The organism is Leptospira jelokensis (genome assembly GCF_004769635.1).
Taxonomy (GTDB): Bacteria; Spirochaetota; Leptospiria; order Leptospirales; family Leptospiraceae; genus Leptospira_A; species Leptospira_A jelokensis.
Map to the genome: position 1 here is coordinate 53,744 of NZ_RQGH01000040.1, position 24,708 is coordinate 78,451.

Genomic DNA, 24,708 nt, shown 5'->3' on the forward strand with positions numbered 1-24,708 from the left:
GGATTTGGCGGGTTTGGGAATTGGCATTTTGGGCCTAAAAAAATCGAAAATCCTTCCCTTGGGGCGCTTTACGTACGGGGGCATTGGCTTTACTATGTCACCAAGCCATGGAAGATTTTGCCCACCTGCATCTGCACACGACCTATTCCATGTTGGATGGAGCCATTCGAATCAGTGATTTGATGAAACGAGTGAAGGAACTTGGTATGAGTTCTGTCGCCATCACTGACCACGGAAATATGTATGGTGCCATCGAATTTTACAAAGAGGCAGTCAAACACGAAGTTAAACCCATCATTGGTTGTGAATTTTATGTTACCCCTTCCCGCAGTGCCGAAACCGAGTTAGACGAAATTGCCGATGGTGGTGCTTACCACATCATTCTTTTATGCAAAAATGAAGTTGGTTACCAAAACATCATAAAACTTGCAAGTCGTTCTTTTACAGAAGGATTTTATCGCAAACCACGTATCGATTATGATTTATTAGAACGACATAGTGAAGGACTCGTTTGTTTGACTGCTTGTCTTGCAGGCGAAGTCAACAGAAAAATCTTAGAAGGGAAAGAAGACAAGGCGTATGCGTTAGCTGGTCGTTTGCATGAGATTTTTAGAAAAGAAGATTTTTATATGGAAATCCAAGACCATGGAATTCCTGAACAAAAGGTAGTAGCAGACGCTGTTATTGGATTTTCCAAACGAACTGGAATCCCTCTTGTCTTAACCAATGATTCTCACTTTTTAACCAAAGATGATAGAGAAGCCCAAGACATTTTGCTCCGTATTGGAATGCGAAAAAATATTGATGATGAAATGCGGTTTGGGTTTAACCAAAATTTTTATGTGAAATCTCCCGCAGAGATGAAGGAACTTTTTCCCAATCATCTGGATGCATTTTATAATACACTTGCCATTCGTGATAAATGTTCGCTTAATTTTCAATTTGGAAATCCATTATTACCTCCTTTCGAAGTGCCACCAGGTTATGATACAGATAGTTATTTAGAAAAATTGGTGTGGGAAGGAATTTTAGATAAATACAAAGAGATCACACCAATTGTAAAAGAAAGAACCGAATTTGAAATGCAAACCATTCGAAATATGCACTTCGCTGGTTACTTTCTCATTGTTCAGGATTATATCAATTTTGCAAGGCGAACGGGAATCCCTGTCGGTCCTGGTCGAGGTTCCGCAGCAGGTTCCATCATCGCTTATGCCCTAGGCATTACAAACGTAGACCCAATCCGTTATAATTTACTCTTTGAACGATTTTTAAACCCAGACCGTAAGGATATGCCCGATATTGATACGGATTTTTGTGTAGAACGCCGAGAAGAAGTGATCAACTACATCAAACATCGGTATGGTGAAAACCGCGTGGGCCAGATCATTACCTTTGGTTCTCTTGCTGCAAAGGCTGCCATCAAGGACGTGGCACGGGTTTTTAATGTACCTTTTTCTGAAGTCAATGAGATGAGTAAATTATTCCCCAAAAAGTTGGGAATCACCATCCAAGAAGCTGTTGAAACTTCAAAAGACCTTCGCGATATTGCAGAAAAATCTGAAATTAATAAAAAAGTATTTTCCATTGCGCAGAAATTAGAAGGTAACTATCGTCAGGTGGGAAGACATGCGGCAGGTGTTGTCATTGCACCAACCGCGTTGGAAGAAATTGTTCCACTCTCAACAGTTAGTGAACCTGGCAGAGATGGCCGTTCGATTGTCACTCAGTACGACAAAAATATGTCGGAACAAGTGGGACTCATTAAAATGGATATTTTAGGTTTAAAAAACTTAACAACGATCCATCACGCCACTAAACTCATCGAAAAAAGACATGGTATTTTACTTGATTTGGATAAAATTCCTTTAGATGATCCAGCAACTTTTAGTTTATTACGAAAAGCAAACGTTCTTGGTATATTCCAGTTAGATTCTTCCTCAGGTATCCGTGATCTTTTTGCAAAAGCTCAGGTACAAAAATTTGAGGAAATCGCCGCCTTGCTTGCGTTATATCGACCTGGTCCAATGGGATCCGGGATGTTGGATGACTATTTGGAGCGCAAAAACGGGAAGAAAAAAGTAGTTTTCCCTCACGAAAGTTTAGCAGAAGTTTTGGGTGAAACCTACGGTGTAATTGTTTACCAAGAACAGGTAATGGGAATCTCAAGGATTATGGGTGGGTTTTCCGTTGGAGATTCGGATGTACTTCGTAAGGCGATGGCCAAAAAAGACAAATCCAAACTACCTGCCTTAAAAGAAAAATTTGTAAAAGGAGCCGTTGAAAAGAAAATCAGTGAAAAGTTAGCAACGGAGCTCTTTGAACAATTAGAAAAATTTGGTGAGTATGGATTTAACAAATCCCACTCGGTTGCGTATGCCTTTGTGACTTACCAAACGGCTTACTTAAAAGCAAATTATTCTATCGAATATCTAACCGCACTACTTTCGGGTGATCATTCCAAAATCACTGATGTTGTGAAGTACATTAACAATGCGAAAGATATGGGGATTCGAATCCTTGGTCCTGACTTACGAGAGTCTGGAATTAGCTTTGAAATTACTGACGACAAAACGGTTAGGTTTGGATTGTCTTCCATTAAAGGTGTAGGGGAACTTGCTGCTGAAAATATCATTAAAAATCGAAATGAAATTGGTGGTTACAAACAACTAAGTGAGTTTACAAAAAAATTAGACACTCGATTGGCAAATAAAAAAGTATTAGAGTCACTTGCTCAAGGTGGAGCCTTCGATTCCTTTGGTTACACAAGGAAAACGATATTTGAATCCACAGATATTATCATTAACTATGCAAACAAAAAACAAGCAGAGGAAAAAGAAGGCCAATTTTCTTTGTTTGGCGGTGCCAACGGAGGCACAGAAGAAAACTTAAATTTACCAAAAGATGGAATTGAATGGAGTGGAGATGAATTACTCCGTCGCGAAAAAGAAACCACTGGTTTGTATTTATCTGGTCACCCATTAGATAAATTTACCGAACAATTAAAATCCTTAAATCCAACATCAATTGAAAATTTGGAAGAAGTCCGTCCAAAATCAAAAGTTGAAATCGCCGGTGTACTTTCCAAAAAGGTAGTCAAACTTACCAAGAAAAAAGAAGAGTTTGTGAATTTTATGTTGGAAGACCAAACTGGTGAAATCGAATGTGTAGCGTTTCCAAAAACCTATGCAGAATTCAAACATCTTTTCACAGAAGACAACACAGTTTTTATTAAAGGCATTTTGGAACGAATTGATGCCGACGAATCAGAGTTAAAGGGTCAGATCATCGTTAACAAACTTGAAGAGTTAAACTCTGTTACCATTGAAAAGAAAATGGAAAAAACCCTTCATTTGACAATCAATATGAAGGAAGAAAAAAATCGGGATGTGATCTTAAAACTCCAAGACATTTTATCTGTCCACCGGGGTGCTTCTTCCGTATTTTTCCATCTCGTCGGAAACGGAGATGAAAAAAAAGTCATTCGTGCCCATGACCATTTTTCCATTGAAATCACCACGGATCTAATGAAAATGTTAACCGATATTTTGGGGAAAGGTGCTGTGCGTTATACAGTAGGGGAAGAAGTGAGAGTTTACGGGTAAGTTCTGTGGCAACAGAATCGATCTCTTCAACCTTACTAATTGAGTTTTTATGGATGGGCGGAGGTGCCATCTTTTGTATCATTTGGTCTTTATCAAACTTAATCAAAAATCGTAAAAAATCCGACTTAGTTTGGTCTTTCATTCTATTTTCTACAGGCTTATGGTTGTTAACCGGAGCATTTATGTTCACTGGATTTTATTTCTACCTTCCGGTGATTGTTTTTTTACACATTCCTTTTGTGTTTTTATCCGCTTCGTTTTTGTATCATTATTTGGAATATTTGTTTTTAGAAAAAGAGATAAAAATCCAATGGATGGGGTTTTTTCCACCCATTCTTTCTATTGTTTTCTTAATTCCTTATTATTTGGAATCAAATGAGGCAAGGATTCAAATCTTAAATACAATCCATGTTTCGGAATATGGATCCATACTGAGTGGTCTTAATTTTGGAATCAAACTTGCCATCCTCTTGTCGGTTGGAATATTTCTCTTTCGAGAATGGATCCCAAATGTGGTTTTGTCAGTTTTTTTCACCAAACGTGCGATATACTCTTCTATTTTTATACTATTGATTTGGATCGATTTGTTGGTTGGAAGTATCGGATTTGGTTTCCAAATTCCTTTTTTTCGGAAGTTGAGTGCTTACCTATTGCCCATTTTGATGTATTTTTATTATTTTACACGTGAGTTATGGGAACCATTTGTTTCTGATGTACGAGATAACATTCAAAAAAGCAAATATGAAAAATCCAAACTTGTTTCTGTCCCACTGGAAACCATAGATCAAAAATTATATGAATTAATGTTGGAAAAAGTATTTTGTGATGAGGATTTAAATCTTTCTAAACTTGCTGAGTTAGTGGGTGTAAAATCAGGGCAGTTATCTGAATACTTTTACAAACGGTATGGATTCGGATTTTACCAATACATCAATCAATACAGAATTGAAGAGGCAAAACGTTATTTATTGGAACCTACAGAGCGAACCATCCTTTCCATTGCTGATGCTGTAGGTTTCAATTCGAAGTCTACTTTTAATCGAGTGTTTTTAGAGAAGGTAGGAGTTACACCCACTGATTTTCGAAAACAATCAAAACACCCAAAATAAGTGTTTTAAAAGTCTCAAAGAATTCTAGGGGACGACAAAGTTTTTTCTATAGGTTACTCTTCTATTCGAAAGAGGAATTGAAATGCGAACCATGATAGATTTTTATTTAGACCTACCCAAACGGTTTGGGCAAAAAAATGCATTTGCGACGAGATTGGGGTCTGGGAATTATCAATTCAAAACTTACAATGAATTGTTAACTGATGCAAAAGACTTGGCTACTGGTTTAACTGGGAGTTTGTATGAAAGGGACAAAGTGGCGATTTTTGCCGACAACTCATATGAATGGATCCAAACTAGTATCGCAATCACACTTCTTGGAGCCATTGATGTTCCGAGGGCATCGGATGTCACAGACCAAGACATATTATACATTCTAAACCATTCTGAATCCAAAATCCTTTTTGTAGAAAACGAAACCGTTTTTGAAAAAGTGATTCGATTGGAAAAGGATTTAGAGTTTATAAAAGAAATCATTTTGTTTTACCCACCAAAACAAAATAAAAATCTTAGATCTAAAAAAATTAAAATTAGAACCTTACAAGACTTAGTTTTGATTGGAAGTCAAAAAAGAAAAGATAATCCTTCGGATGAATTGTTCTTAAACAATACGATTAAAGAATCTGATTTGTTTACGATGATTTACACCTCTGGTACAACAGGAACACCGAAAGGAGTGATGTTAACTCATGGAAACATCCTTTTCCAATTAAATCATTTGCCTTTGAGTTTGAGAAAAGGAGACAAAACATTATCGATTTTACCCATTTGGCATATCTTTGAACGTATCTTCGAAATCTTCAGTTTGTCTTACGGAGCTTGTACTTACTATAGCAGTGTGCGAACTTTAAAAGATGATTTGAAATATGTGAAACCAAATTTTATGGCTTCCGCACCGAGATTGTGGGAAAGTATTTATTCGGGAATACTTGGAACATTGAATAAATCATCGCAATTAAAACAAACTATGTTTAAAATTTCAATGTTCTTTGCGAAATCATTTTTTCACTCAAGACAAATCATTACAGGCAATGTACTGGATATCCATCCAGTTCCTTTTTGGAAACAATGGCTTCGGTTTTCTTTCCACCTCGTTCGATTTTTTTCTGTAGCCTTACCATTTTTCATTTTTGATTTTTTGGTATTGTCCAAAATTCGAAAGGCAACTGGAGGTGAACTCCGAGGTTCTTGTTCTGGTGGTGGCGCACTACCGTTTCATGTGGATGAGTTTTTTAACATGATTGGCATTCCTGTTTTAGAAGGTTATGGGATGACAGAAACAGCACCTGTGCTTGCGATGAGAACCTTTGAAGAAATCATTCCTGGTTCTGTGGGAAAAATATTTCCTAAAACAGATTTACGCCTCGTCGATTTGCAGTCAGGTGAAGTGTTTTTAGACACAGAAATTGGTATGTTTGTGTATGGAAGGAAAGGTGAAATCCATGTAAAAGGCAAACAGGTTATGGCTGGCTATTATAAAAATCCTGATGCAACAAACAAGGTTTTGGTGGATGGATGGTTGAACACAGGAGATTTGGGTTTATATACATCCAATCATCATTTAAGGATTGTTGGCCGATCCAAAGAAACCATTGTTCTTTTAGGTGGTGAAAATGTGGAACCTGTCCCAATAGAATCTAAAATATTAGAGTCAGAATGGATTGACCAATGTATGGTAGTGGGCCAAGACCAAAAATTTCTTTCTGCCCTTGTTTATCCCAATATGAATCGATTTGAGACAGAACCGAAGGGTGAATTTTGGAAAGACAAAGAAATTTTGCAAAAAATGGAATCAGAAATCAAATCCAAAATCAATTCACAAACTGGATTCAAATCTTTTGAGCGCGTTGTTGGTGTGGTTGTGATTCCAAAACCTTTTGAGGTAGGTGATGAGTTAACTGCAAAATTATCGCTCAAACGACATGTGATCACAGAAAAATATAAAAATCAAATCCATTCCATTTATGATAAAACTTAAAATTCAAATAGGAATGTAAGAATGGAATTGGATTTGTTTCCAATCGCTCTCATGAAAATCCAACGTTAGGAAAGTACAAGGATCTGTGGAGGGATTAGTTTCCTCCACTAATCCTTGTAATGTTAATGCTAAAGTTTCTTTCTGACTCGTGACCAAAAAAATCTTTTGTTTGCACCTTGATGGTGTTTTCACCGGCCTTTAAATTCAGAACACCAACGAGATAACGATCTTTGAAAAAGAGATCGTCAAAACTAAGTCCATCTTTTGTTTTCCATTTGGAACCATCAAATTGTAAGGACTCAAAATTTGCTTTTTTATACACTTCGCCATTGAAGAGATACTTCACATCTCTGATGCCACGACGTTGGCTATTTTTGATTCCACCATCAATGATACTCACGGTAAGTGGAAAGGCTTTGGAAACATTGATGTTATCACCATCATTCAAGTTGGTGTAATTTTCTCCCACATGGATGAATAAATTGGCAATTTGAGGAGGCATGGTATCTTCTACAGGTGGCAGATAGGAGAGTGGATCTAATAAAGTTTTTCCATAATCTTTTCCTAACACAAAATGTAAGTGACCACCTGTGGAGTGTCCGGTGTTCCCAGAAATTCCGAGAGAATCCCCAGCCTTCACCTGTGTTTGGTTTTTTACGAGTTCGTTCCTCGTTCCACCTAAGTGGTAATAACCGCTCACATAACCATTTTTATGCGCGACCCAAACGATGTTACCAGATCCTCTTTCATCCTCAAAGGGGTTGTCCTCCGCATAACGCGAGTACAAAATGAAACCATCTCCCATGGAACGAACGGGTTGGAGGACAGACGAAATGTCCAAACCATTGTGAAAATGATCCTTTCTCGATTCTCCAAATGTACTTGTGATGAGGCCAGAAAGTTCCAACCCTTGGATCGGCCAAACAAATTCAGGTTTCCCATCAGACTTCTGTCCATCAGCGAAAATAAAACTTGCCAGAAGAGCGAAAATCACAACAATACGTTTCATGTTATTAGAAGTCTCTTTATGGGTTCATTTTTAGGAAAGTAGTTTATGAATCAGACTTCTTATTCGCCAGAAGAAATTTTAGAACTTGTCAAAGAATGTGGGACAGGGGATGGAATCGCCCTTCAGAAGTTCTTTGATCTTTATTCCCAGGATATTTATAATTTCCCGATTCGTGTTTTCCATCTAACGGAAGATGATGCCAGTGATTATTATATTTATGCGTTCGAACGATTGAAATCAGGCAAACGATTCAAAAGTTTTGTGGGGAAATCCAGTTTTAAAACTTGGTTTTTTTCCGTATTGCGAAACCTTCTCATTGATTGGCAACGCACCAAACGAGAAGTGAAAACCCAAACCATTTCCAAGGTCAACCAAGAAGGGAAAGAATACAGTACCATCGAAGATGAACCGGACAAACGAGCCGATGCGTTGGCAATGGCCCTCGACGCAACTGACCAATTCCAATCCGTTCTTTCTTCCATCAAAATGGAAAATCGAATCGTGTTCAAATTATCATTTATCTACTACCTCCACCTAGATCCAGAGGAACTGCACTCCATTGCCGAAAAAACAAAACGTTCCGAGGAAGAGATCCGTATCGAAATTCTAAAACTCCGTGAGGATTTATCCCATCGCGAGGAAGAAAATCTCAAAATGGAAGACAAGATCACTTCCTTGTATTTGAATATTCTCGATTTGAAGGAACAGAAAAAACAAAAGGCACAAGGGGACAGTGTAGAAGCGCAATATTATAAAGAACGATTGGACCATGCACTTGCGAAGAAGTACGAACAACGTAAAAAGCTGATTGAGAAAAAGCAAAAAGGCCACTTCCTCGTGCGGACCCCATACCGAGAAATTGCCCGAATCTTAGGGATTTCCGAAGGTGGGGTGAGTGTGACCTTGCTCCGGGTGCTCGAAAAAATGCAAAAAAAAATGCATTCGGTTGCGGGAGAGTCGTGATTTCCTTCGTCATACTTACTATCGTGGAGGCGCCACATGGAACATCAGGACTTTAACGTAGAATCATTGGAATTGGCTCGGGATTTATTCCTAAAGGGTGAATTTCCGAGTGAGGCTCTGTTGCAAGACCACCCAGACCTTTGGGACGCCTATTCGTTTTGTGAGGAATCCTTTTTTGCCGCTCTCCGTTTGGAAACGATGGTCGACCACCCATTGGCAGAAGCCTTTGCCTTACAAAAAGCAGAGAACACGGTTCACCGTTCTCCTTTGGCACTCCCCGAATTCCTAAAAGAATACACAAAAAAGAACCTCACTGCACCTGAAAAAAAGGACAATCTCATCATCCGCCTCTCCCAATCGGGGATCCGTGTGATTGATAGCCTGATCTCTTCTTTGCAGATCCGGGAAAGTTTGGAATTTGCTCCTGCGATGCGCTCGGCATCGACTGACGTACGTTCCAACGACACAAACTCTGTGATTTTTGAAGAGACCACGAAGGAAAACCAAAAGTTTTACTACCAAATCGTAAAAGAAAACGAAGGGGAAGTGTATCTTTCTGTGAAGGCAGAGGGAGTCACTGGATTCCAACAAGTGAATTTGCGTCGGGACGGACGTTTCATCCTTTCCAATAAAATCAATTTGGATGGCAGTGCTAGTTTTTCAGGATTAATACCAGGTAGTTATACAATAGAGTTTGTTGGCCCTAATCATTCAAAATCGTTTGACTTGTCCATTCTCCTTGGATAGCTTCAAGGGAGAATGCTCTCCCTTATCATCGATCGTGTAGGCAATGTCAATATCTTCAATGTTTTAGAAGACAATCTGCCAGTCGAAGAATCTCACATTCAATCTACGTTAGACGATGATTTGATTTTGGAATATTTGGGGGAAGTGGAGAGGTTAGTGCATGTCTCCCAATCCGTTTTATCCAAACCCAATCAGGTTCTAAATGTTGATATCTTACAAGACTTGAAGGTGCTTGGGGAAACGTTTTACCAACAGTTTTTCCCTACTTCCATCATTGAAAAATTAAAAAACACAAACAAACAAAGTATCCATTTTAATATTGATCCCACTCTTGCCCTTGTACCCTGGGAACTTCTGCATGATGGAAATCGTTTTTTATCGGATAAATTTCGGATCGGGAAAACGATCCGAGGTGGGCTTCACAGGTCCACTCACCAAGAAAACAGAAAAATCAAAATGCTCATCATTGCCGATCCGACAGAAGACTTATCCCATGCGCAAAAAGAAGGGGAAGTATTATTTTCTGTCCTGAGCCAAAAAGTTCCTAACCATCTTTTAGAACTTGAATTTATTGGTGGCAAACAAGTCACCAAACTGAAGTTACTTTCTCTCATCAAAGACAAACATATCATCCATTATTCGGGGCACTTACATTTTTCAGACGATTCTCTTGAAAATGGTTGGTTATTGTCAGATGGAAAAGTATTAAAAGCAAGGGAAATCAAATCCACAGGGATTGAAACTGATTTAGTATTCTCTAACTCTTGTATGTCGGCGAAGTCAGCGGGCAAAAAACTCAATACTAATATCTTAAACCAATATGCAGGTGCATTTTTAACTGCCGGTATCAAAACCTTTGTGGGTACCAATTGGGAAATTTTGGACAATGAACGAACCATTGACTTTACAGTTCGATTTTATACATATTTATTTTCTGATAAATCAGTAGGTGAGTCTTTATTCCTTTCTAAAGAATTTGCAAGAAGGAATTACCATGCCAATGATTTGACTTGGGCAAATTATTCCTTATATGGAAACCCAGACTTTTCTATGTTTGTGAAGGAAAGAAGGAATTTCCATTCTGCAAAAATCCTGAATCCCACTGCCGTTTTGGAATTTTATCCCACACCCATTTCACTTGCGTATTCTAAATGTGCAAACTTAAATAAAACCAAAACGATCGATAAAACCAATCTGATCAATTTGATTCGATTGTTTGAAGCCATTAGCCAAGTTGTTGGTATGATTGTGTTTAGTGACCATGCTTCCCACGCAATGAACAAATCCATTCCAAATAACTTAGATGATGCAGTTACACTTAGAAAGTGGTGGGAACTCGTTTATAGTTGTGTATGGGATTTTCAAAAACTAAAAATCACGAGTATTTTTGAAACTGCACTTCCTGTTTTACACGAACAAAAAGAAACCATATTTAAAATTTTAGGTTGGATGGAAGGTTGGGAACAAGGGGATATAAAAACGGAAGAGTTAGAATCTTACCAAATCATCCTCCAGTTCTTTTTAGAAAATATGTTACTTGAATTTGCCGAACTAGAGCGAATTAGCATCTTACTTGTATCAGAAAACAACAATCCACATTTTTACTTTAAAGGGATTAAACCTTCGTATCTTTATCCAACTTCTCATGGTTCAAGGGAAAAACTTTTAGAACAATTGTCCCACCAGAAAGGCAACTTGGTGTTATTACACGAAAGTAGAAAAATGGTAATCCCTTTCCAAACTTACTTCAAAGAAAAAAAGGAAACTGGTGATTTGGAACTTGTATTCAATGGACTAATTCCCTTTGTTCTTGGAGCCAAACAGAGTTGAGTTTATGCCATCCAGATAAAGGGAATGTTTCCTGTGGTGCCTGTTGTGGACTTTTTAACTTAAAACTTACAACGAAAGAATACAAAACCTTACTTTTAGAAAGAACCGCTGAATTTAAACAAACTGTTGATTTTGAAGTTAGGCATAGTTTTCCTATCTATAGAAAAGAAAGAGAAACAAAAGAATCCCAAATTTCTAAAAAGGATGACATGACTTATAATTGTCCATTTTTGGGATATGTAGATGACACCAAACAAAGGATAGGTTGTATGATCCATCCTATCTATACTGGTGACCCCAAAAGCCAAAATTTTTCTTTTTATGGGACTTCGATTTGCCAAGCTTATGATTGTAAAACGAAGGAAGGAGCCCTTGCGGATCTATGGGAAAACCTATTTGTGGAGATAGCAAAAGATTCGATTGAATATTCATTTTTATCGGCAGACCATATCTTTACAAATGCAGTAGAAAAGTTTTTTTCTCACCAACAAATGAATACAGAAGATATGTTCCATCACTATCGTTTGGAATTAGTTGCATTATTTCGGATACGTTTGCTTACTTCGAGTGTTAAAAATTTCACTTCATTTGAAATCAATTATGATGCATTTTTAAGTTTAGAAGATGTTGAATCTTATTTCAATTCAGAACTTGGATCGGAGTGGTGGGATTGGAAGTTAGAGTGGGAAAAGAAAAACCCGAATAGAGGTGAAATATCCGGGTTTTGATAAGTGATTTGGATTATGCTTTAGAAGTAACAGTTGCTACTTTTGCTTTTGCTTCAGCTACAACAGTGTTTGCTTTTCCAATGATGGTTTCTACTTGAGAAAGACCTTCTTGAACATATTTTCTGAGGTTTACAGAAACTTCGCTTTGGTCTTGAGCACCTTTCGCTGCCAAGTTTTGGAATTCTGTGTTGATTGTAGAGAAAGCTTTTTCTGCTTCTACTTTTGCAGTGTTCACTGCGCCTAAGATAAAGTTTAATCCGTCTTTTACTTGTTGTTCCATTTTCATTTCCCCTTTTTCGGTTTCTAGTTTGTGCAATGCACTACTTCTTTTTGTGCGCTGCACACGGATTTGTCAACCTGTTTTTTCATTTTTTTCCTGCATCGCACAAAAAAAATGGAAAGATGCCCCAACCCGAATTTTTACCCATCCAGTGGAAATCCACTCATCTCTCCCTTCTCGACCAAAGAGCCCTTCCAGGAAAAAAAGAATTTTTGGAAATCCACACCATGGAGGAAACCATTGTTGCCATTCGTGAAATGGCAGTTAGGGGAGCGCCTGCCATTGCCATTACGGGAATATTTGGGTTAACACTTGGAGCAAAAGAGAAACAAGGAAATCTTTCCTCAGTTGAAGTGGATTCACTCATCAAACAAATGTTTGAGTCTAGACCAACTGCGGTGAATCTTAGTTTTGCGTTAAAAGAGGCAAAAAAAAGGTCCGAAGGGAAAACCGATTGGGAATCGATCCAAAGGGTCTGGGAATCTTATGCTTTGGAAATGATGGTGGAAGATTTGAGAGCCAATCAGATGTTAGGCGAAAATGGGGCAAATCTTTTCCCAAAAGACCAAAATGAAATTCATATCATAACCCATTGTAATACGGGGGCTTTAGCCACTGCCGGTCATGGCACAGCGCTGGGTGTCATCCGTAGCCTTCGGGACCAAGGGAAAAAAGTGATTGTGTATGCCGATGAAACTCGTCCGTTTTTGCAAGGGTCTAGGCTCACTGCATTTGAGATGATGGAGGAGGGGATCGAGTGTTATATCATCACAGATGGAATGTCCGGTTGGCTTATGAACCAAAGAAAGATTGATGCAGTGCTTGTGGGATGTGACCGAGTGGCGGCCAATGGAGACACTGCTAATAAAATTGGTACGTATAATTTAGCGATTGTGGCCCATGAACACAATGTTCCCTTTTATGTATGTGCCACAAAAGATAGTTTTGATTTTAATCTGAAAACGGGGGATGAAATTCCCATTGAAATGAGAAAGGAATCGGAAGTGACCCAATTCGATTTTTTGAAAACTAGTGATGGAAACTATTTATTGCCTGAAGGGAAAACTGCACCCTTTGGTGCCAGGGCTCTCAATCCGTCTTTCGACATCACAAAGGCAAAATTTATCAAAAACTTTATAACAGAATTAGGGTGTTTTGTACCCACAGAGATTTCCACTCGTCTAAAGAAAGTATGACGGAAAAAGCGATTTTAGGTGGTGGGTGTTTTTGGTGTACGGAGGCGGTTTACCTTCGCATCCCTGGTGTGATTTCCGTTGTTTCTGGATATGCGGGTGGACAAACACCAAATCCAAGTTATAAGGACATTTGCACTGGAACAACTGGTCATGCGGAAGTGATTGAAATTGAATTTAACCCTGAGGTCATTTCATACTCAAAAATTTTAGAAATATTTTGGGCTTCGCACGACCCCACAACCCTCAACCGGCAAGGGAATGATGTGGGAACACAGTATCGTTCCGTGATCTTCTATTTAAATGAAAAACAAAAAGAATTGGCTGTAGAATCGAAACGGAAACATGCTTTTATGTTCCCCGATCCCATCGTCACAGAGATTTCGCCTGCCCCCACGTTTTACAAAGCAGAAGACTACCACCAAAATTATTTTACCTTAAACCCACAAAACCCTTATTGCCACTACGTGATTTTTCCCAAATTAAAGAAATTGGGACTGAAGTTAAGTTAAGTAACAGAGATCCAAACCGATCGATTCCAATCCATTCTACGACATTGACCAATGGATGAGATCGATTGTTTGTTAGCCGAGTGTCTATTTGCCTTTGAAGGCAGTGAGCATCGCTTTTTCTTGGTTTGGAAAAAAGTTCATCACAAACGCAGATTGGGCCTTGGTGATTTTTTCCACTTGCCTTCTGTATTTGATCACAGCGCCCGGGTGAGCCGTGTTACGAACCACAACTTTTACATTGTCTTGGTTATAACGTGCCCCTTTTAGTTCTTCAATTTTTGATTTGAGTAATTCGACAGTTTTATTTTTTTTCTGATACGCATCAAAAATTTCTTTGAACTTTTCTTTTCGCGCTTCATCAAGTTTTCCACGAGAACGTTGCACCACTTCTTTGATCTTTTGGATTTCTGGCACTAGTGCTTCCAATTCTCTTTCCATATCAGTCAGTCTGGAACTACCTTCTGTGAGAAGTCTGTCATTCTTATAATGGAATCCAACTTCAACAACTGTATCCATTTGCGCAGATGAACCAAGAGAAGAAACAGTGATACCTTGGAAAGAAACGAGATCACTTCCGATGATGGAGGATGATTCACCGGTAAGGATGATATTTCCTAAACAGAGGATTTTACTTCCCAAAATGAAGTTTTCAATGAGACAATCACCATCAATTTCTAAGTTAGCGTTTTCAATGAACTTTGCACGAAGGTCTCCTTTGATTCGGATCACTCCTTTGCCTTTTGCCTTAACGCCACCTTTTACTTCTAAATCTTCTCCAACGATTACATCAGATGATTCAACATTCCCATCCAGATACAATGACCCTTGGCAATTGACAACGGCTCCTTCTTCGATGGTTCCTTTCACACGGATGGTACCTTCAAAATTGATATTGCCCGTACCAAGTCCAATGTTACTTTCTATATTGAGTTCAGGTGAAACGGTGAGTGAAGTATCTGTGGAAAAAACCACTCCACTGAGTGTGGCAAAGTATTCTTTTAATTGCCTTCCAGGTTTTTCAGGATCATCAATTGTTTTTGGCAAAACGTTTTTACCAAGTGTTAACCTTGGTCGATCAATGGGATTGGGGTAAATGGGATTTCCTAAAACATCGACCCCTTGTTCCCCAGCGACTCCTTCAAATAAGGTAGCAAGTTTTTCGCCTTCTTTGACATGCACATATTTATTGATATTACGAAAATCTGCAGAGCCGTCTTCTTTTAGAACAACTCGCTGGGCTCTTGGAAAATAAAATTTGATCCAACCACTTTCCCCTTGTTTGGCGGGAATTCCTTTCCCCACAACAAAGGTAAATTCCTCTTTTACCTTCTCAGGGTCTTTTAGAATTTTTGCGATTTCTGCAGCGGCTTGGTCCACATCTTTCATCAAAATGCGGTCCCTATGAATGGTAGCGTTATCAAGTGCCTCAAAAATAAGTATATTGCTCATAGATCCCCCTAACAACCAAATTGGTTTGACCACCAAATTAGCAGTTAGTCGATCCTCGGAGATTTGGATCTTGAGTCCCCGTTCCGGATTGAAGTCCGGTGCATTTTTTACGTCCATTCTGACAATAATATCGGCAGAATTCTTAGGAGAAACGACAATTTCTGTAGTGTTATCGTTCCAACCAGTGCAGAAAACTGCCAAAAGTTTGAAGGAGGGCCGGCACCCCAAAGATTTGGGAATGCAAGGGTAGGCTGTCCCCATGGGTGAGGGCGGTTGAGGTTCTGTGGACGTGTAAAATCCCTTTTTCCTGGAAAAGGCGGGCGAGCTTTTCTGATTCTTCTTTGGAGATCACGGGGTCGGACTTTCCGTGGAGTAGGGCCACGGGACCACTCAACGTTTCGAGTTGGTAGTAAGGAGAAAGGGTTTCTGGCATTTTTTCTGGCACTGTGTCTAGGACTCGTTTGGCCAAACTGATACGAAAGTTACGGTCGTTGTGGACTGCTTCAAAAAATTCTTTGGCAAGGAGGCTGGTTTTTTCTAAGAGGATGGGGGATTTGGCATTTTCACCCAATCGTTTTAACCCGTTGTCGAGAGCTGCCTCAAAATAAACAGGTTCTAACTCCTCGGCAATTGTCGGTTCAAATCGATGCAACATATTGAATAAAATGACGTACACAGCGTACGGATCTACTTCGTAATGAGAGAAAACAAAAGGTACTGCTTCAAAAAAATTGCAATACCCACCAATGAGCATACTGGTTTTAATTTTGTCACGAGTATTGGATCTGGATGCTGCAATGATGCCCATGCCCGCAGAAAAACTTGCAGATAAATAACCTAAGTCAGTTCCATTAAACAACTGTTTATTGTCGTAAATCTCTAACATCAAGTTTTGGATATTCGAGATGGTTTGTACTTCAATTTTTAAAGCTTTTACCTCTGGTAGTTCCGGTAAAATAACACTATAACCTGTGTTTGCAATGTTTTCTGCTAAATCAATGATCCTTTGGTCATCAATTCCCATCGCACTCATTCCATGTTGGAGGTAAACTCCTGGTAAATTTTGTGGATCTTTGTCTTTTGGGAAAAATAAAAAGGAACGGCGCCCAGTATCCTTAAGAGTAATTTCTTTACGTTCGAGAGACTTTTTTTGTTTTAGCCCGGCATAACTCAAAATCAGAGGGAGTGCCAAAACGTAGGGTTTCATTCGTCTTTAGTTTTGAGGAGTGGGGAATTTTTCCAACAATAAAATCAGATACAATCGCCCCATATATTCGTCTCCACGACGGTCTTTTAAATTAAAGATCAGAATGTATTGGCGAAAGTGTTCAAGAGAAATGGGAACCAGTTTGTGGTTTAAATTTTCTGGTGGCAAAATATCAATTTCGTAACGTCCCAGTCGCATTTCTGTAATTAAATTCCCTGCGATTTGATTGGCGAATTCCATCATGATGGAAGAAGAATGTGCCCTTGAAGTTGGATCAATTTGAAAGGCTTTCGCAATTTTTGGTAAAAGTTTGAGTTTTGTATAACCATCAAGGGCTAAATAGAGTTTACCATTGATATCCCCTACAAATTCGACCAGGGTGCAGTTTTCAAAGCAAAGACCTTCGTTTTTAGAAGGACCATAGGCTTCCCTCTCAGCAAACACAAGTAAGGTTTTGTAAAAATGATCAGGTAAAACTTGTGAAACCGTTAAAATAAATTTTTCATCAATGAGTGGATCCATTTATCAAGCTGCGTTATAGAGGATACTCTCTTCCAATGAACTGTATGCTTTTTTGATCCAAACATCAAACTTTAAATCCGGGATGAGTGGATTGGAATATCCTAAAGCGACTTCCGAAGGATAACCCAATTGGTCCAGTTCTTCGATGAATTGTTGGAAAAAGGATGAAAATGATTCCAAACGTTCATTCGGAATGAGAGCTGCATACAAATTTTCTTCTAATTGGAAAAGGCCTATGCCAAGGACTGAATGTTTGATCCCCATTTGGTTGAGTCCAATGGCAAGTTCCGATTGGAAATTGGTTTCAATGAATTTAAAAAGTACCAATGTCTTTTTTTCGGAAGCTTCAAACGAAGCTTTCGCCAATTGGTAAAAATGGGAAACTGTATAAAGTTTTGTGAACGGATGTTTGGTGACCTTTGCATATTCACGTTTCAAAAGGATTTTTTCAGATAGGTTTGTTGTTTCGTCCCAAAAAATTTGTATGTCTTCGTTTGCCCAACCTTCCTTGGAAGTGAAACATAAAAAGCCAAACAATTTGGCATTCATCGTTAAAGGAACATATAACTTACGTTTGTTTTTGGAAATGACTGGTAGTGATTCTCTGATTTGATTTTCTTCCCATTCATTCCATTCCACAGGATTGTCATCTGTTTCCACCAACATATCTGACTTTTGCCAGTAACATTCCTTAAAATCTTTTCCATCAAAATAAACATATTGGATGGAAGATAACTTAGGACTTGTAAAGGAAAAAGGGAATTCTTTGATTGTATCACAAAATAAACTTCGTTCTTCTAAACGCACCGATTCCCGAGCATAAAAAATTGGATCCACTTTCCATAGGATTTCTTTTGTTTCTGTTCCTTCCCCTTCGGTGTTAGTAACGACCGAAGCTGTGGACAAATGGGAACGATCGGAATTGGTTTGGGCATTGGTATCAAAAACAACTTCAGTTTCTAAATCAATTTTTTGTAATGTGGATGGATCATCTTCCATGGAAGGATTTTCTGGTTGGTACGATTGCGAAGGGAGTTTGGCATTTGGATAGGATTGGAAATCCAAACTGTATAAAAAAAGTGTGAGGAGGAGGCAAGAAACAGCGAGCAGAGTGAAACTAACCCATGAAAAATAGAAGAGGGTTTGAAGGGTTACACCAATTGCAAAAAAAATTGTAGGAATTGTATATCGTTTCATGGTACCTTGGCCGTTACTTAGAATAACGGGTAAAATGGGGATTCGCTAAACTGATTTTCCTTTTCCACTAGGAGCAAATGAAACTCTATTCCGAATTAGCAGAGTACTATTTTACCATCGAAGAACCTAGTCGTAAGTTTTCAGAAGAAATTCTGTTTTTACGTGAAACATTCAAGCGACATAAAATTTACACGGTGCTCGACATTGGTTGTGGCACAGGCGAACACATCAAAGAATTACAGGGTATGGGATTCAAACCACATGGAGTGGATGGGTCACCTAGAATGTTAGAAATTGCAAAAGCAAGATTCCCACATTGTTCCTTTGAAGTTGGGAAAATGGAATCATATGTTGCGAAACAACCTGTTGATGGTGTGATTTGTTTGTATGGGACCTTTAACTACTTAGTCAACGATGATTTGGTTCAAAATTTTTTAAGGAATTGTTATAAAAATTTAAAACAAGCCGGTTTATTGGTGTTAGAGATATGGAATGCAGACCCAATCCATAGGATCAAACGAAAGCCAATCACGACAGTGAGTAATGTGAGGCAAGGCACGACATCCATTCGTAGGAATAGAGGTTTTCGTTTAACAAGGGCAGATGACATTGCCATCGTCGAAGTGAATTATGTATATAATTTAAATCAAAAAGATTTAAAAGACAAACATACGATGCGAGTGTTTCATTTCCCACAAGTGCGAAATTTCTTAGACGAAAACAAATTTGAGATCTTAAATGTGTATAGCAATTATGATGGCGAAAAATACATCAAAACTGGCGCACGGATGCTCATCGTCGCCAAAAAGAGGTCTTGACTTTCTTTTTTTGTACGGTATCCCATTCTATCGGGAGAACGTATGTCCAATTCAAACCATTTCCAAGTGATCGTGATTGGAGGAGGGCCTGGTGGTTATGTCGCCGCGATTCGTGCAGCCCAACTCGGATTACAAACCTGTGTTGTTGAGCGCGACAAACTCGGCGGTGTTTGTTTGAATTGGGGTTGCATTCCCACCAAAGCTCTGTTAGAAAGCGCCCATGTTTTAGAACACCTGAGAGAAGCCTCGAAATTTGGTATCTCAGCAGACAATATCAAAGTGGATTTTGAAGCCGTGATCAAACGTTCTCGCTCCGTTGCGGACCAAATGGCGAAAGGTGTAGAATTTTTAATGAAAAAAAACAAAGTCACTGTGGTCAATGGTGATGCAAAATTTCTAAATTCCAAAACCATCGAAGTAAAATCGAATTTAGGTGAAACCTCTTTGCTTACAGCAGATTATTTTATTTTGGCAGTGGGTGCCAAAAACAAAGCCCTTCCCTTTTTACCTTTTGACGGCAAACGTGTGTTATCGGCGAGAGAGGCGATGGTGGAACCAAAAGCCATTCCTAATTTAGCCATCATCGGCGCGGGAGCCATCGGTGTGGAGTTTGCCGATTTTTATGCAAGTATGGGATCAAAAGTCAGTATCATAGAATTCCAAGACCATCTCCTACCCAATGAAGACAAAGAAATCTCAGGTATTTTGGAACGGAGTTTTAAAAAACGAGGGATCGAACAGTATTTGAGTTATGGTGTGGAAACCGCCGCTCTCTCAGAGAAAGGAGTGGAACTCACCATCCAAGATCGTAATTCCGCAAAAAAAGAAAAACTAAACTTTGATAAGGTGATCGTAGGTGTTGGAATTTCACCCAATACAAGTTCTATTGGACTAGATGAAATTGGAATTAAGTTAAAAAATGGATTTGTGGAATATTCAGGTAACTACCGTTCAACGGTTGATCATATCTACGCAATTGGTGATTGTATTCCCACTCCTTCACTTGCTCATGTGGCAAGTGCTGAAGGGATACGCGCCGCAGAAGACATTTCGATACGATTGGGAAATCCACACCACATCCAAATCCAACGATTGAATTATGCATACATTCCTGGTTGTACGTATTGCCATCCAGAAGTGGCAAGTGTGGGACTCAGTGAAGACAAAGCGAAAGCAATGGGACATGAAATCAAAGTGGGAAAATTCCCATTTAGTGCGAGTGGACGTGCCCAAGCCCAAGGGGATACGACCGGTATGGTGAAAATTGTTTCGGATGCGAAACATGGTGAAATTTTAGGTGCACACATCATTGGACCCGGAGCAACTGAGCTCATTGCGGAACTGACGTTAGGTGCCAATATGGAAATCACTGTCAAAGAACTCGCAAACACCATCCATGCCCATCCCACACTGGCCGAAGGGATTATGGAAGGTGCTGCTTCTGTTCTCGGTGAAGCGATTAATATATAAGGGTAAAAGATAAAGGAAAGGAATAGGGGTCAATTTCAATTGGAGTTTCATCTGTCCTTTAGAAATAGATTCCTTTCTCGTTTAGAATGTGTTATGTTTAATTTCGAAAATGAATGCCTCAGGACATGGGTATGACTCTGATTTGATTAAGAAAAAAAGACGATCCCTTGAAAAAGCACTTGATACTTGGTTATACCCCAGTTATACTTGCTACATGAAGACAGCTATTTCTATACCAGATGATCTCTTCCTATCTGCTGAAAATACTGCAAAAAAACTCGGTATTCCTCGAAGTCAATTATTCGCAAAAGCTATCGAAGAATTCATTCAAAATCATTCAAAAGAAAATATAACTGACAAATTAAATGAAGTGTATACGCATAATATAAATATAGTTGATAACCCTATATCGAATATGTCTGTCACGAATTTAAGAAAGAGTCTTAAAAATGACTCGTGGTGAAATTTGGTGGGTCGATCTAGGAATTCCTTTTGGAAGTGAACCTGGCTTTAAAAGACCTGTTTTAATCGTTCAAAACGATGCCTTTAACGAAAGTAATATTAATACAATTGTTGTAGTCCCATTGACAACAAATTTGAATCTAGCGAAGGCTCCTGGTAATGTTCCGCTAAGTCGAAAGGAATCAAATCTTTCGAAAGATTCGATCGTAAATGTTTCGCAAATTGTTACTCTTGATCGAGACAGATTCATTAGTAAAGCATCACATCTGAAAACAAAAATTATGAAAAAAATTGAAGATGGAATCAAATTAGTACTTTCTCTGGACTAATGGGCAATACTCATAACAACGACTTACCACTTTACTTGGGAACAATTCCTCGCCGAGCCTGCGGTAAATACTCTTTTGGAATTCGCCTAGCGTGCGTAAGCTTTATGCAAGTCCCAAACGTCCCAGTTTCCCAAACTTTAGGGTGGACAACTTAGGGAAGTTGTTTTGTAAGTATCACAGATTTTTTTCAGATGAAAGAACCGCTCCATTCCCTCTTAAATCAGGTAGACCATCGTCCTTGGCCATTGCCAAAAACATCTTGGTTTTGGTACCAGGAATGGAATGAGGCAATTTTTTTCCATTACCAAGTGGATCCAAATTCACTTCGTTCCTTGGTTCCCAGGCATTTGGAACTTGACCAGTTTGGAGGCGAACATTGGATTTCAGTCGTTGCATTCACTATGGACAAAGTACATCCAAGGTTTACTTTCCCCATTCAAATCGTTTCTACCTTCCATGAGGTGAACCTACGCACCTATGTAAAAAAAGACGGCAAAGCTGGTGTGTATTTTTTGAGTATCGAAGCGGAAAAATGGATCCCAACACAAATTGCAAGAATCTCATCGGGACTACCCTACCAGCATTCCAAAATCCATCGAACAAAGAATTCCTATCAGATAAACGGAAAACGGTGTAAGATTGATCTTGATTTTCAAGTTACGCTTCCCATCAAATACCCAAAAGCAAAAGAGCTTTGGCTTACTGAACGATACTCTTTGTACCGGGGGAAGGACTCGCAAGAAAGGGCAATGGATGTGCACCACAAACCCTGGGAATTGTTCCAGGTGGAAATTTCAAAACTAAACATTGGTTATACGGAATTTTTTGGTCTCGCTGATTTTTCAAAACCAGATTTGACTCATTATTCTCCGGGTGTGCAGGTGCTTGCTTGGTTGTAAGAGAGGAATTTGAGTAAAGTATAATTAATATAAATCAATTGGAATAAACTGACTCATCATTTTGAAATGTTTGTCCATAGTGAATAAGCAGGATTTGTTTTGAATCACATTTTGAAGTATAATTAAATCTGGAATTCCAACATGATTAATGCCATTTTTAAGATTGAGTATTTGAAATTCTCTCAATTGTTTCCAATCAATATTCATTTTGAAAGATTCTATGGTTTCTAATAGATGAATCAATTCAGACTTTTTCTTGATTTTTATGAACGGAATTAGCTCTGTTAAAATGATTTCGTTCGTATAAATATTTCCATTGTCTATGAGGCTATCCACTTCTTCTGAGATTTTTGAATTTGAATTTCGAAAGTATTCAATCCAAATCGATGAATCGATAAGAACAAAACTCATCTTTTTCTGAGTTGGTTTAAGTTGATTTCGAGATCAAGATTCCCTCTGAAATTTTTTAATTTTTTTAATTTTTCTTTTCGAATTAGCATTTTTAACCCTTCTTTGATCACATCTGTTTTTGTTTTTGAGTGGGTCAGTTTCATTGCCTCTGCAACCAATTCTTCAGGAATATCAATTGTAGTTCTCATTCTATGCATAAATTAGTTCCTTTCTATGCATAAGTCAAATTATTTTTTTTAACGGATTCGTCTTCATTTTTTGAAACGTCTGGATCCATCAGGATTCAATCGTTTCCGTAAACAATCAAATCCTGGTTCGGAGTGTTGAAAAGTGTAAAGAAAGTTTGTTAGCGACTGTAACTCACTGCTCTACGCAAACAATCTTCTTTGCCATATTACAGGTGTCAGTTGTGGTATCAACAAGCGTGGTTGTACTTGCTCCCACAACCCCAGTGGCCCCACTCACTCCTATATTGGAACTAGCCCAATTTGAACAATTGACATCATTTGCTATATTTCCGCCAGTGATCGTCATCCCTGTCCAGAATTGAGTGCCATTGGTTCCGAGCGCAAAATTCATTTGCATCGTTGTATTGGAATCGCGGAAAATTCGGTTGGAAGTAGTCGTTGCACCCGTTGTATTGGAAGTGTCAGTGCTATTGGAATAGAAGGTATTGGCTTTTAATACCCAATCGGTATACGTCATTGTTCCTGTCGGATTGCCGAGGGCTTCTCTCACACCTGGGATGGTCACCATTGCTTTGTATGTTTTGCCCTTGATTCGATTTAAATCTCCATTACATACTGCATCCGCTCCTGTGATTCCTCCTATGCCGATCCTGCCACCAGTACCTGAACTAGTTAAAAATATATGACACCTTTCGGTACAAGGAGCAGAAGCCGTTGATGAATGGTAAAGTAAGGCGAGTATTATGTTTTCTTCGTTACTGTCTTCCGAAGGTTCGCAAGTGCCTAATAGAGCACTAAAAAAAACAAGAAATACCAAGAAATACCGTTAGGTCTCATTTGTTTGCCGTTTTTCATAGAACCAAATTTGAGAGATAGATTTCACAGTGGCAAGAAGGATTTGGGGGGAATGGGAATTGGCAAACGAAAAAATTTGGAAGAGGGGTGGGCGAGATTTGCAAGCTTTGATGCAGTAGGGATGGATTGACAGTCCACCTAATGTTTGTCCGAGGGTGGGTTTTGTTTTGGATGAAATCGAAACTAAGCTTAAGCATAAAGAGAATTAAAAAATCAGGAAAAGTGTGAAATACGATTTGACTGTAAGACAGATATGTATTACAGTTTGGAATTATGATTAGTTTACGCCTTCCACCAGATTTGGAAAGAGAATTAGATTCGCTTGCAAAATCGGAAGGGAAAAGTCGAACAGAAATCGTAAAACAATCAATTTTGGAATATTTACAGAATCGATTGCATCGTAAAACTCCGTTTGAATTGGGCTCAGATTTATTTGGAAAACATAATTCCGGAATGGTTGATTTAGCCAAAAATCGAAAAAAATACCTGCAAGATAACCTACGGAAGAAAAATGAAAAACGTAGCACTCATTGATTCTGGTCCCATCATCGCTTTATTTAACGAAAAAGACAAGTTTCACAAATCAATTCTTAAATATTTGAAATCATTTAAGGGAGAATTGATTTCTTCCTGGCCTGTGGTAACAGAAGTTATATACCTACTTTCTTTCTCAGTTGAAGCGCAATCTGATTTTTTGGAATGGATTGAACGAGGTGGTATCCAAATCTTTAATCTTAGTATTGAAGATCTGAAGTATATTAAAAGTCGGATGAAAAAATATTCTGACTTACCAATGGATTTGGCTGATGCATCCTTAATGTGTATTGCAGAAAAATTTGAATATGAAAATATCATTAGCATAGATTCTGATTTTTCTATTTACAAAACTGTAAAAGGAAAGTTTTTGCGAAATCTGTATCATGTATAAAAAATTTCGTTCGCCAAAT

Annotated in this window: 25 protein-coding genes; 16 read left to right on the plus strand and 9 right to left on the minus strand. The window is 38.6% G+C overall.

Annotated features, from left to right (window positions below):
• Positions 1 to 107 precede the first annotated feature (107 nt).
• From dnaE to EHQ62_RS18185, 3 genes are all read left to right on the plus strand, one after another.
• On the plus strand, positions 108 to 3,605 hold the full coding sequence (gene dnaE / locus EHQ62_RS18175) for a DNA polymerase III subunit alpha (protein ID WP_135645601.1): 3,498 nt from the start codon (positions 108 to 110) through the stop codon (positions 3,603 to 3,605).
• 5 nt (positions 3,606 to 3,610) lie between these two features.
• Positions 3,611 to 4,714, plus strand: coding sequence for an AraC family transcriptional regulator (locus tag EHQ62_RS18180; RefSeq protein ID WP_135645485.1), 1,104 nt, complete (start codon positions 3,611 to 3,613; stop codon positions 4,712 to 4,714).
• An 82-nt stretch (positions 4,715 to 4,796) separates the two neighbouring features.
• Positions 4,797 to 6,692, plus strand: coding sequence for an AMP-dependent synthetase/ligase (locus tag EHQ62_RS18185; RefSeq protein WP_135645487.1), 1,896 nt, complete (start codon positions 4,797 to 4,799; stop codon positions 6,690 to 6,692).
• A 94-nt stretch (positions 6,693 to 6,786) separates the two neighbouring features.
• On the opposite strand, the gene EHQ62_RS18190 is transcribed toward EHQ62_RS18185, so the two are convergent.
• Complete coding sequence (locus tag EHQ62_RS18190) at positions 6,787 to 7,701, minus strand: M23 family metallopeptidase (RefSeq protein ID WP_135645489.1); 915 nt, start codon at positions 7,699 to 7,701, stop codon at positions 6,787 to 6,789.
• Positions 7,702 to 7,746: 45 nt separating this feature from the next.
• On the opposite strand from EHQ62_RS18190, the gene EHQ62_RS18195 reads away from it, so the two are divergent.
• From EHQ62_RS18195 to EHQ62_RS18210, 4 genes are read left to right on the plus strand one after another with little or no spacing between them, the layout of a single operon-like run.
• On the plus strand, positions 7,747 to 8,664 hold the full coding sequence (locus EHQ62_RS18195) for a sigma-70 family RNA polymerase sigma factor (protein WP_135645491.1): 918 nt from the start codon (positions 7,747 to 7,749) through the stop codon (positions 8,662 to 8,664).
• Between the two features lie 36 nt (positions 8,665 to 8,700).
• Entirely contained in the window at positions 8,701 to 9,411 is a 711-nt protein-coding gene (locus EHQ62_RS18200) for a hypothetical protein (RefSeq protein ID WP_135645493.1), read from the plus strand.
• A 12-nt stretch (positions 9,412 to 9,423) separates the two neighbouring features.
• A complete protein-coding gene (locus EHQ62_RS18205; protein ID WP_135645495.1) occupies positions 9,424 to 11,241 on the plus strand; it encodes a CHAT domain-containing protein in 1,818 nt (605 codons plus the stop codon).
• Complete coding sequence (locus EHQ62_RS18210; protein ID WP_135645497.1) at positions 11,238 to 11,969, plus strand: hypothetical protein; 732 nt, start codon at positions 11,238 to 11,240, stop codon at positions 11,967 to 11,969. The genes EHQ62_RS18205 and EHQ62_RS18210 overlap by 4 nt, the downstream gene beginning before the upstream one ends.
• A gap of 13 nt (positions 11,970 to 11,982) precedes the next feature.
• Here EHQ62_RS18210 and EHQ62_RS18215 read toward each other — a convergent pair whose 3' ends face one another.
• Positions 11,983 to 12,249, minus strand: a complete 267-nt coding sequence (locus EHQ62_RS18215) for a sigma-54 down-regulated protein (protein WP_015676141.1) — start codon at positions 12,247 to 12,249, stop codon at positions 11,983 to 11,985.
• Positions 12,250 to 12,371: 122 nt separating this feature from the next.
• Here EHQ62_RS18215 and mtnA point away from each other — a divergent pair, with 122 nt between their 5' ends.
• Together mtnA and msrA are read left to right on the plus strand one after the other, a co-directional pair.
• Complete coding sequence (gene mtnA, locus EHQ62_RS18220) at positions 12,372 to 13,445, plus strand: S-methyl-5-thioribose-1-phosphate isomerase (protein ID WP_135645499.1); 1,074 nt, start codon at positions 12,372 to 12,374, stop codon at positions 13,443 to 13,445.
• Positions 13,442 to 13,954: a peptide-methionine (S)-S-oxide reductase MsrA gene (gene msrA / locus EHQ62_RS18225; RefSeq protein WP_135645500.1), complete on the plus strand. Its 513-nt coding sequence runs from the start codon at positions 13,442 to 13,444 to the stop codon at positions 13,952 to 13,954. Before mtnA ends, msrA begins: the two co-directional genes overlap by 4 nt.
• Positions 13,955 to 14,038: 84 nt before the next feature.
• Here msrA and EHQ62_RS18230 read toward each other — a convergent pair whose 3' ends face one another.
• Genes EHQ62_RS18230 through EHQ62_RS18245 form a run of 4 tightly spaced genes read right to left on the minus strand, consistent with a single transcriptional unit; the run spans position 14,039 to position 18,329 of the window.
• Positions 14,039 to 15,520, minus strand: a complete 1,482-nt coding sequence (locus EHQ62_RS18230; RefSeq protein ID WP_135645501.1) for a DUF342 domain-containing protein — start codon at positions 15,518 to 15,520, stop codon at positions 14,039 to 14,041.
• Between the two features lie 52 nt (positions 15,521 to 15,572).
• Complete coding sequence (locus tag EHQ62_RS18235; RefSeq protein ID WP_135645502.1) at positions 15,573 to 16,610, minus strand: alpha/beta hydrolase; 1,038 nt, start codon at positions 16,608 to 16,610, stop codon at positions 15,573 to 15,575.
• A 6-nt stretch (positions 16,611 to 16,616) separates the two neighbouring features.
• Entirely contained in the window at positions 16,617 to 17,132 is a 516-nt protein-coding gene (locus EHQ62_RS18240) for a chemotaxis protein CheX (RefSeq protein WP_135645504.1), read from the minus strand.
• A gap of 3 nt (positions 17,133 to 17,135) precedes the next feature.
• Positions 17,136 to 18,329, minus strand: a complete 1,194-nt coding sequence (locus EHQ62_RS18245) for a hypothetical protein (RefSeq protein ID WP_135645506.1) — start codon at positions 18,327 to 18,329, stop codon at positions 17,136 to 17,138.
• Between the two features lie 77 nt (positions 18,330 to 18,406).
• On the opposite strand from EHQ62_RS18245, the gene EHQ62_RS18250 reads away from it, so the two are divergent.
• From EHQ62_RS18250 to EHQ62_RS18270, 5 genes are all read left to right on the plus strand, one after another.
• A complete protein-coding gene (locus tag EHQ62_RS18250) occupies positions 18,407 to 19,147 on the plus strand; it encodes a class I SAM-dependent DNA methyltransferase (protein ID WP_135645508.1) in 741 nt (246 codons plus the stop codon).
• A gap of 42 nt (positions 19,148 to 19,189) precedes the next feature.
• On the plus strand, positions 19,190 to 20,617 hold the full coding sequence (lpdA, locus tag EHQ62_RS18255) for a dihydrolipoyl dehydrogenase (protein WP_135645510.1): 1,428 nt from the start codon (positions 19,190 to 19,192) through the stop codon (positions 20,615 to 20,617).
• Positions 20,618 to 20,831: 214 nt separating this feature from the next.
• Complete coding sequence (locus EHQ62_RS18260; RefSeq protein WP_039928073.1) at positions 20,832 to 21,080, plus strand: hypothetical protein; 249 nt, start codon at positions 20,832 to 20,834, stop codon at positions 21,078 to 21,080.
• Complete coding sequence (locus EHQ62_RS18265) at positions 21,067 to 21,408, plus strand: type II toxin-antitoxin system PemK/MazF family toxin (protein WP_135645512.1); 342 nt, start codon at positions 21,067 to 21,069, stop codon at positions 21,406 to 21,408. The genes EHQ62_RS18260 and EHQ62_RS18265 overlap by 14 nt, the downstream gene beginning before the upstream one ends.
• 191 nt (positions 21,409 to 21,599) lie before the next feature.
• The gene (locus EHQ62_RS18270) at positions 21,600 to 22,307 is read left to right on the plus strand and encodes a YqjF family protein (protein WP_135645514.1); all 708 of its coding nucleotides are present in this window, start codon (positions 21,600 to 21,602) and stop codon (positions 22,305 to 22,307) included.
• 24 nt (positions 22,308 to 22,331) lie between these two features.
• Here EHQ62_RS18270 and EHQ62_RS18275 read toward each other — a convergent pair whose 3' ends face one another.
• The 3 genes from EHQ62_RS18275 to len all read right to left on the minus strand — a co-directional run bounded on the left by EHQ62_RS18275 (position 22,332) and on the right by len (position 23,723).
• Positions 22,332 to 22,718: a PIN domain-containing protein gene (locus tag EHQ62_RS18275; protein WP_135645516.1), complete on the minus strand. Its 387-nt coding sequence runs from the start codon at positions 22,716 to 22,718 to the stop codon at positions 22,332 to 22,334.
• Positions 22,715 to 22,906, minus strand: coding sequence for a type II toxin-antitoxin system VapB family antitoxin (locus EHQ62_RS18280; protein ID WP_135645518.1), 192 nt, complete (start codon positions 22,904 to 22,906; stop codon positions 22,715 to 22,717). Before EHQ62_RS18280 ends, EHQ62_RS18275 begins: the two co-directional genes overlap by 4 nt.
• A 172-nt stretch (positions 22,907 to 23,078) precedes the next feature.
• Positions 23,079 to 23,723, minus strand: a complete 645-nt coding sequence (gene len / locus EHQ62_RS18285) for a Len family endostatin-like outer membrane lipoprotein (protein ID WP_135645520.1) — start codon at positions 23,721 to 23,723, stop codon at positions 23,079 to 23,081.
• Positions 23,724 to 24,034: 311 nt separating this feature from the next.
• On the opposite strand from len, the gene EHQ62_RS18290 reads away from it, so the two are divergent.
• Both EHQ62_RS18290 and EHQ62_RS18295 read left to right on the plus strand, forming a co-directional pair.
• The gene (locus EHQ62_RS18290; protein WP_012389840.1) at positions 24,035 to 24,295 is read left to right on the plus strand and encodes a ribbon-helix-helix protein, CopG family; all 261 of its coding nucleotides are present in this window, start codon (positions 24,035 to 24,037) and stop codon (positions 24,293 to 24,295) included.
• Complete coding sequence (locus EHQ62_RS18295) at positions 24,273 to 24,689, plus strand: type II toxin-antitoxin system VapC family toxin (RefSeq protein ID WP_012389839.1); 417 nt, start codon at positions 24,273 to 24,275, stop codon at positions 24,687 to 24,689. The genes EHQ62_RS18290 and EHQ62_RS18295 overlap by 23 nt, the downstream gene beginning before the upstream one ends.
• The last annotated feature ends 19 nt before the right edge of the window (positions 24,690 to 24,708 follow it).

Coding starts and splice junctions, on each gene's coding strand:
- dnaE (WP_135645601.1), top strand. CDS start 108: ATGGAAGATTTTGCCCACCTGCATCTGCACACGACCTATTCCATGTTG.
- EHQ62_RS18185 (WP_135645487.1), top strand. CDS start 4,797: ATGCGAACCATGATAGATTTTTATTTAGACCTACCCAAACGGTTTGGG.
- EHQ62_RS18190 (WP_135645489.1), bottom strand. CDS start 7,701: ATGAAACGTATTGTTGTGATTTTCGCTCTTCTGGCAAGTTTTATTTTC.
- EHQ62_RS18195 (WP_135645491.1), top strand. CDS start 7,747: ATGAATCAGACTTCTTATTCGCCAGAAGAAATTTTAGAACTTGTCAAA.
- EHQ62_RS18200 (WP_135645493.1), top strand. CDS start 8,701: ATGGAACATCAGGACTTTAACGTAGAATCATTGGAATTGGCTCGGGAT.
- EHQ62_RS18205 (WP_135645495.1), top strand. CDS start 9,424: ATGCTCTCCCTTATCATCGATCGTGTAGGCAATGTCAATATCTTCAAT.
- EHQ62_RS18215 (WP_015676141.1), bottom strand. CDS start 12,249: ATGGAACAACAAGTAAAAGACGGATTAAACTTTATCTTAGGCGCAGTG.
- mtnA (WP_135645499.1), top strand. CDS start 12,372: ATGCCCCAACCCGAATTTTTACCCATCCAGTGGAAATCCACTCATCTC.
- msrA (WP_135645500.1), top strand. CDS start 13,442: ATGACGGAAAAAGCGATTTTAGGTGGTGGGTGTTTTTGGTGTACGGAG.
- EHQ62_RS18230 (WP_135645501.1), bottom strand. CDS start 15,520: ATGGACGTAAAAAATGCACCGGACTTCAATCCGGAACGGGGACTCAAG.
- EHQ62_RS18235 (WP_135645502.1), bottom strand. CDS start 16,610: ATGAAACCCTACGTTTTGGCACTCCCTCTGATTTTGAGTTATGCCGGG.
- EHQ62_RS18240 (WP_135645504.1), bottom strand. CDS start 17,132: ATGGATCCACTCATTGATGAAAAATTTATTTTAACGGTTTCACAAGTT.
- EHQ62_RS18245 (WP_135645506.1), bottom strand. CDS start 18,329: ATGAAACGATATACAATTCCTACAATTTTTTTTGCAATTGGTGTAACC.
- EHQ62_RS18250 (WP_135645508.1), top strand. CDS start 18,407: ATGAAACTCTATTCCGAATTAGCAGAGTACTATTTTACCATCGAAGAA.
- lpdA (WP_135645510.1), top strand. CDS start 19,190: ATGTCCAATTCAAACCATTTCCAAGTGATCGTGATTGGAGGAGGGCCT.
- EHQ62_RS18260 (WP_039928073.1), top strand. CDS start 20,832: ATGAAGACAGCTATTTCTATACCAGATGATCTCTTCCTATCTGCTGAA.
- EHQ62_RS18265 (WP_135645512.1), top strand. CDS start 21,067: ATGACTCGTGGTGAAATTTGGTGGGTCGATCTAGGAATTCCTTTTGGA.
- EHQ62_RS18270 (WP_135645514.1), top strand. CDS start 21,600: ATGAAAGAACCGCTCCATTCCCTCTTAAATCAGGTAGACCATCGTCCT.
- EHQ62_RS18275 (WP_135645516.1), bottom strand. CDS start 22,718: ATGAGTTTTGTTCTTATCGATTCATCGATTTGGATTGAATACTTTCGA.
- EHQ62_RS18280 (WP_135645518.1), bottom strand. CDS start 22,906: ATGAGAACTACAATTGATATTCCTGAAGAATTGGTTGCAGAGGCAATG.
- EHQ62_RS18290 (WP_012389840.1), top strand. CDS start 24,035: ATGATTAGTTTACGCCTTCCACCAGATTTGGAAAGAGAATTAGATTCG.
- EHQ62_RS18295 (WP_012389839.1), top strand. CDS start 24,273: ATGAAAAACGTAGCACTCATTGATTCTGGTCCCATCATCGCTTTATTT.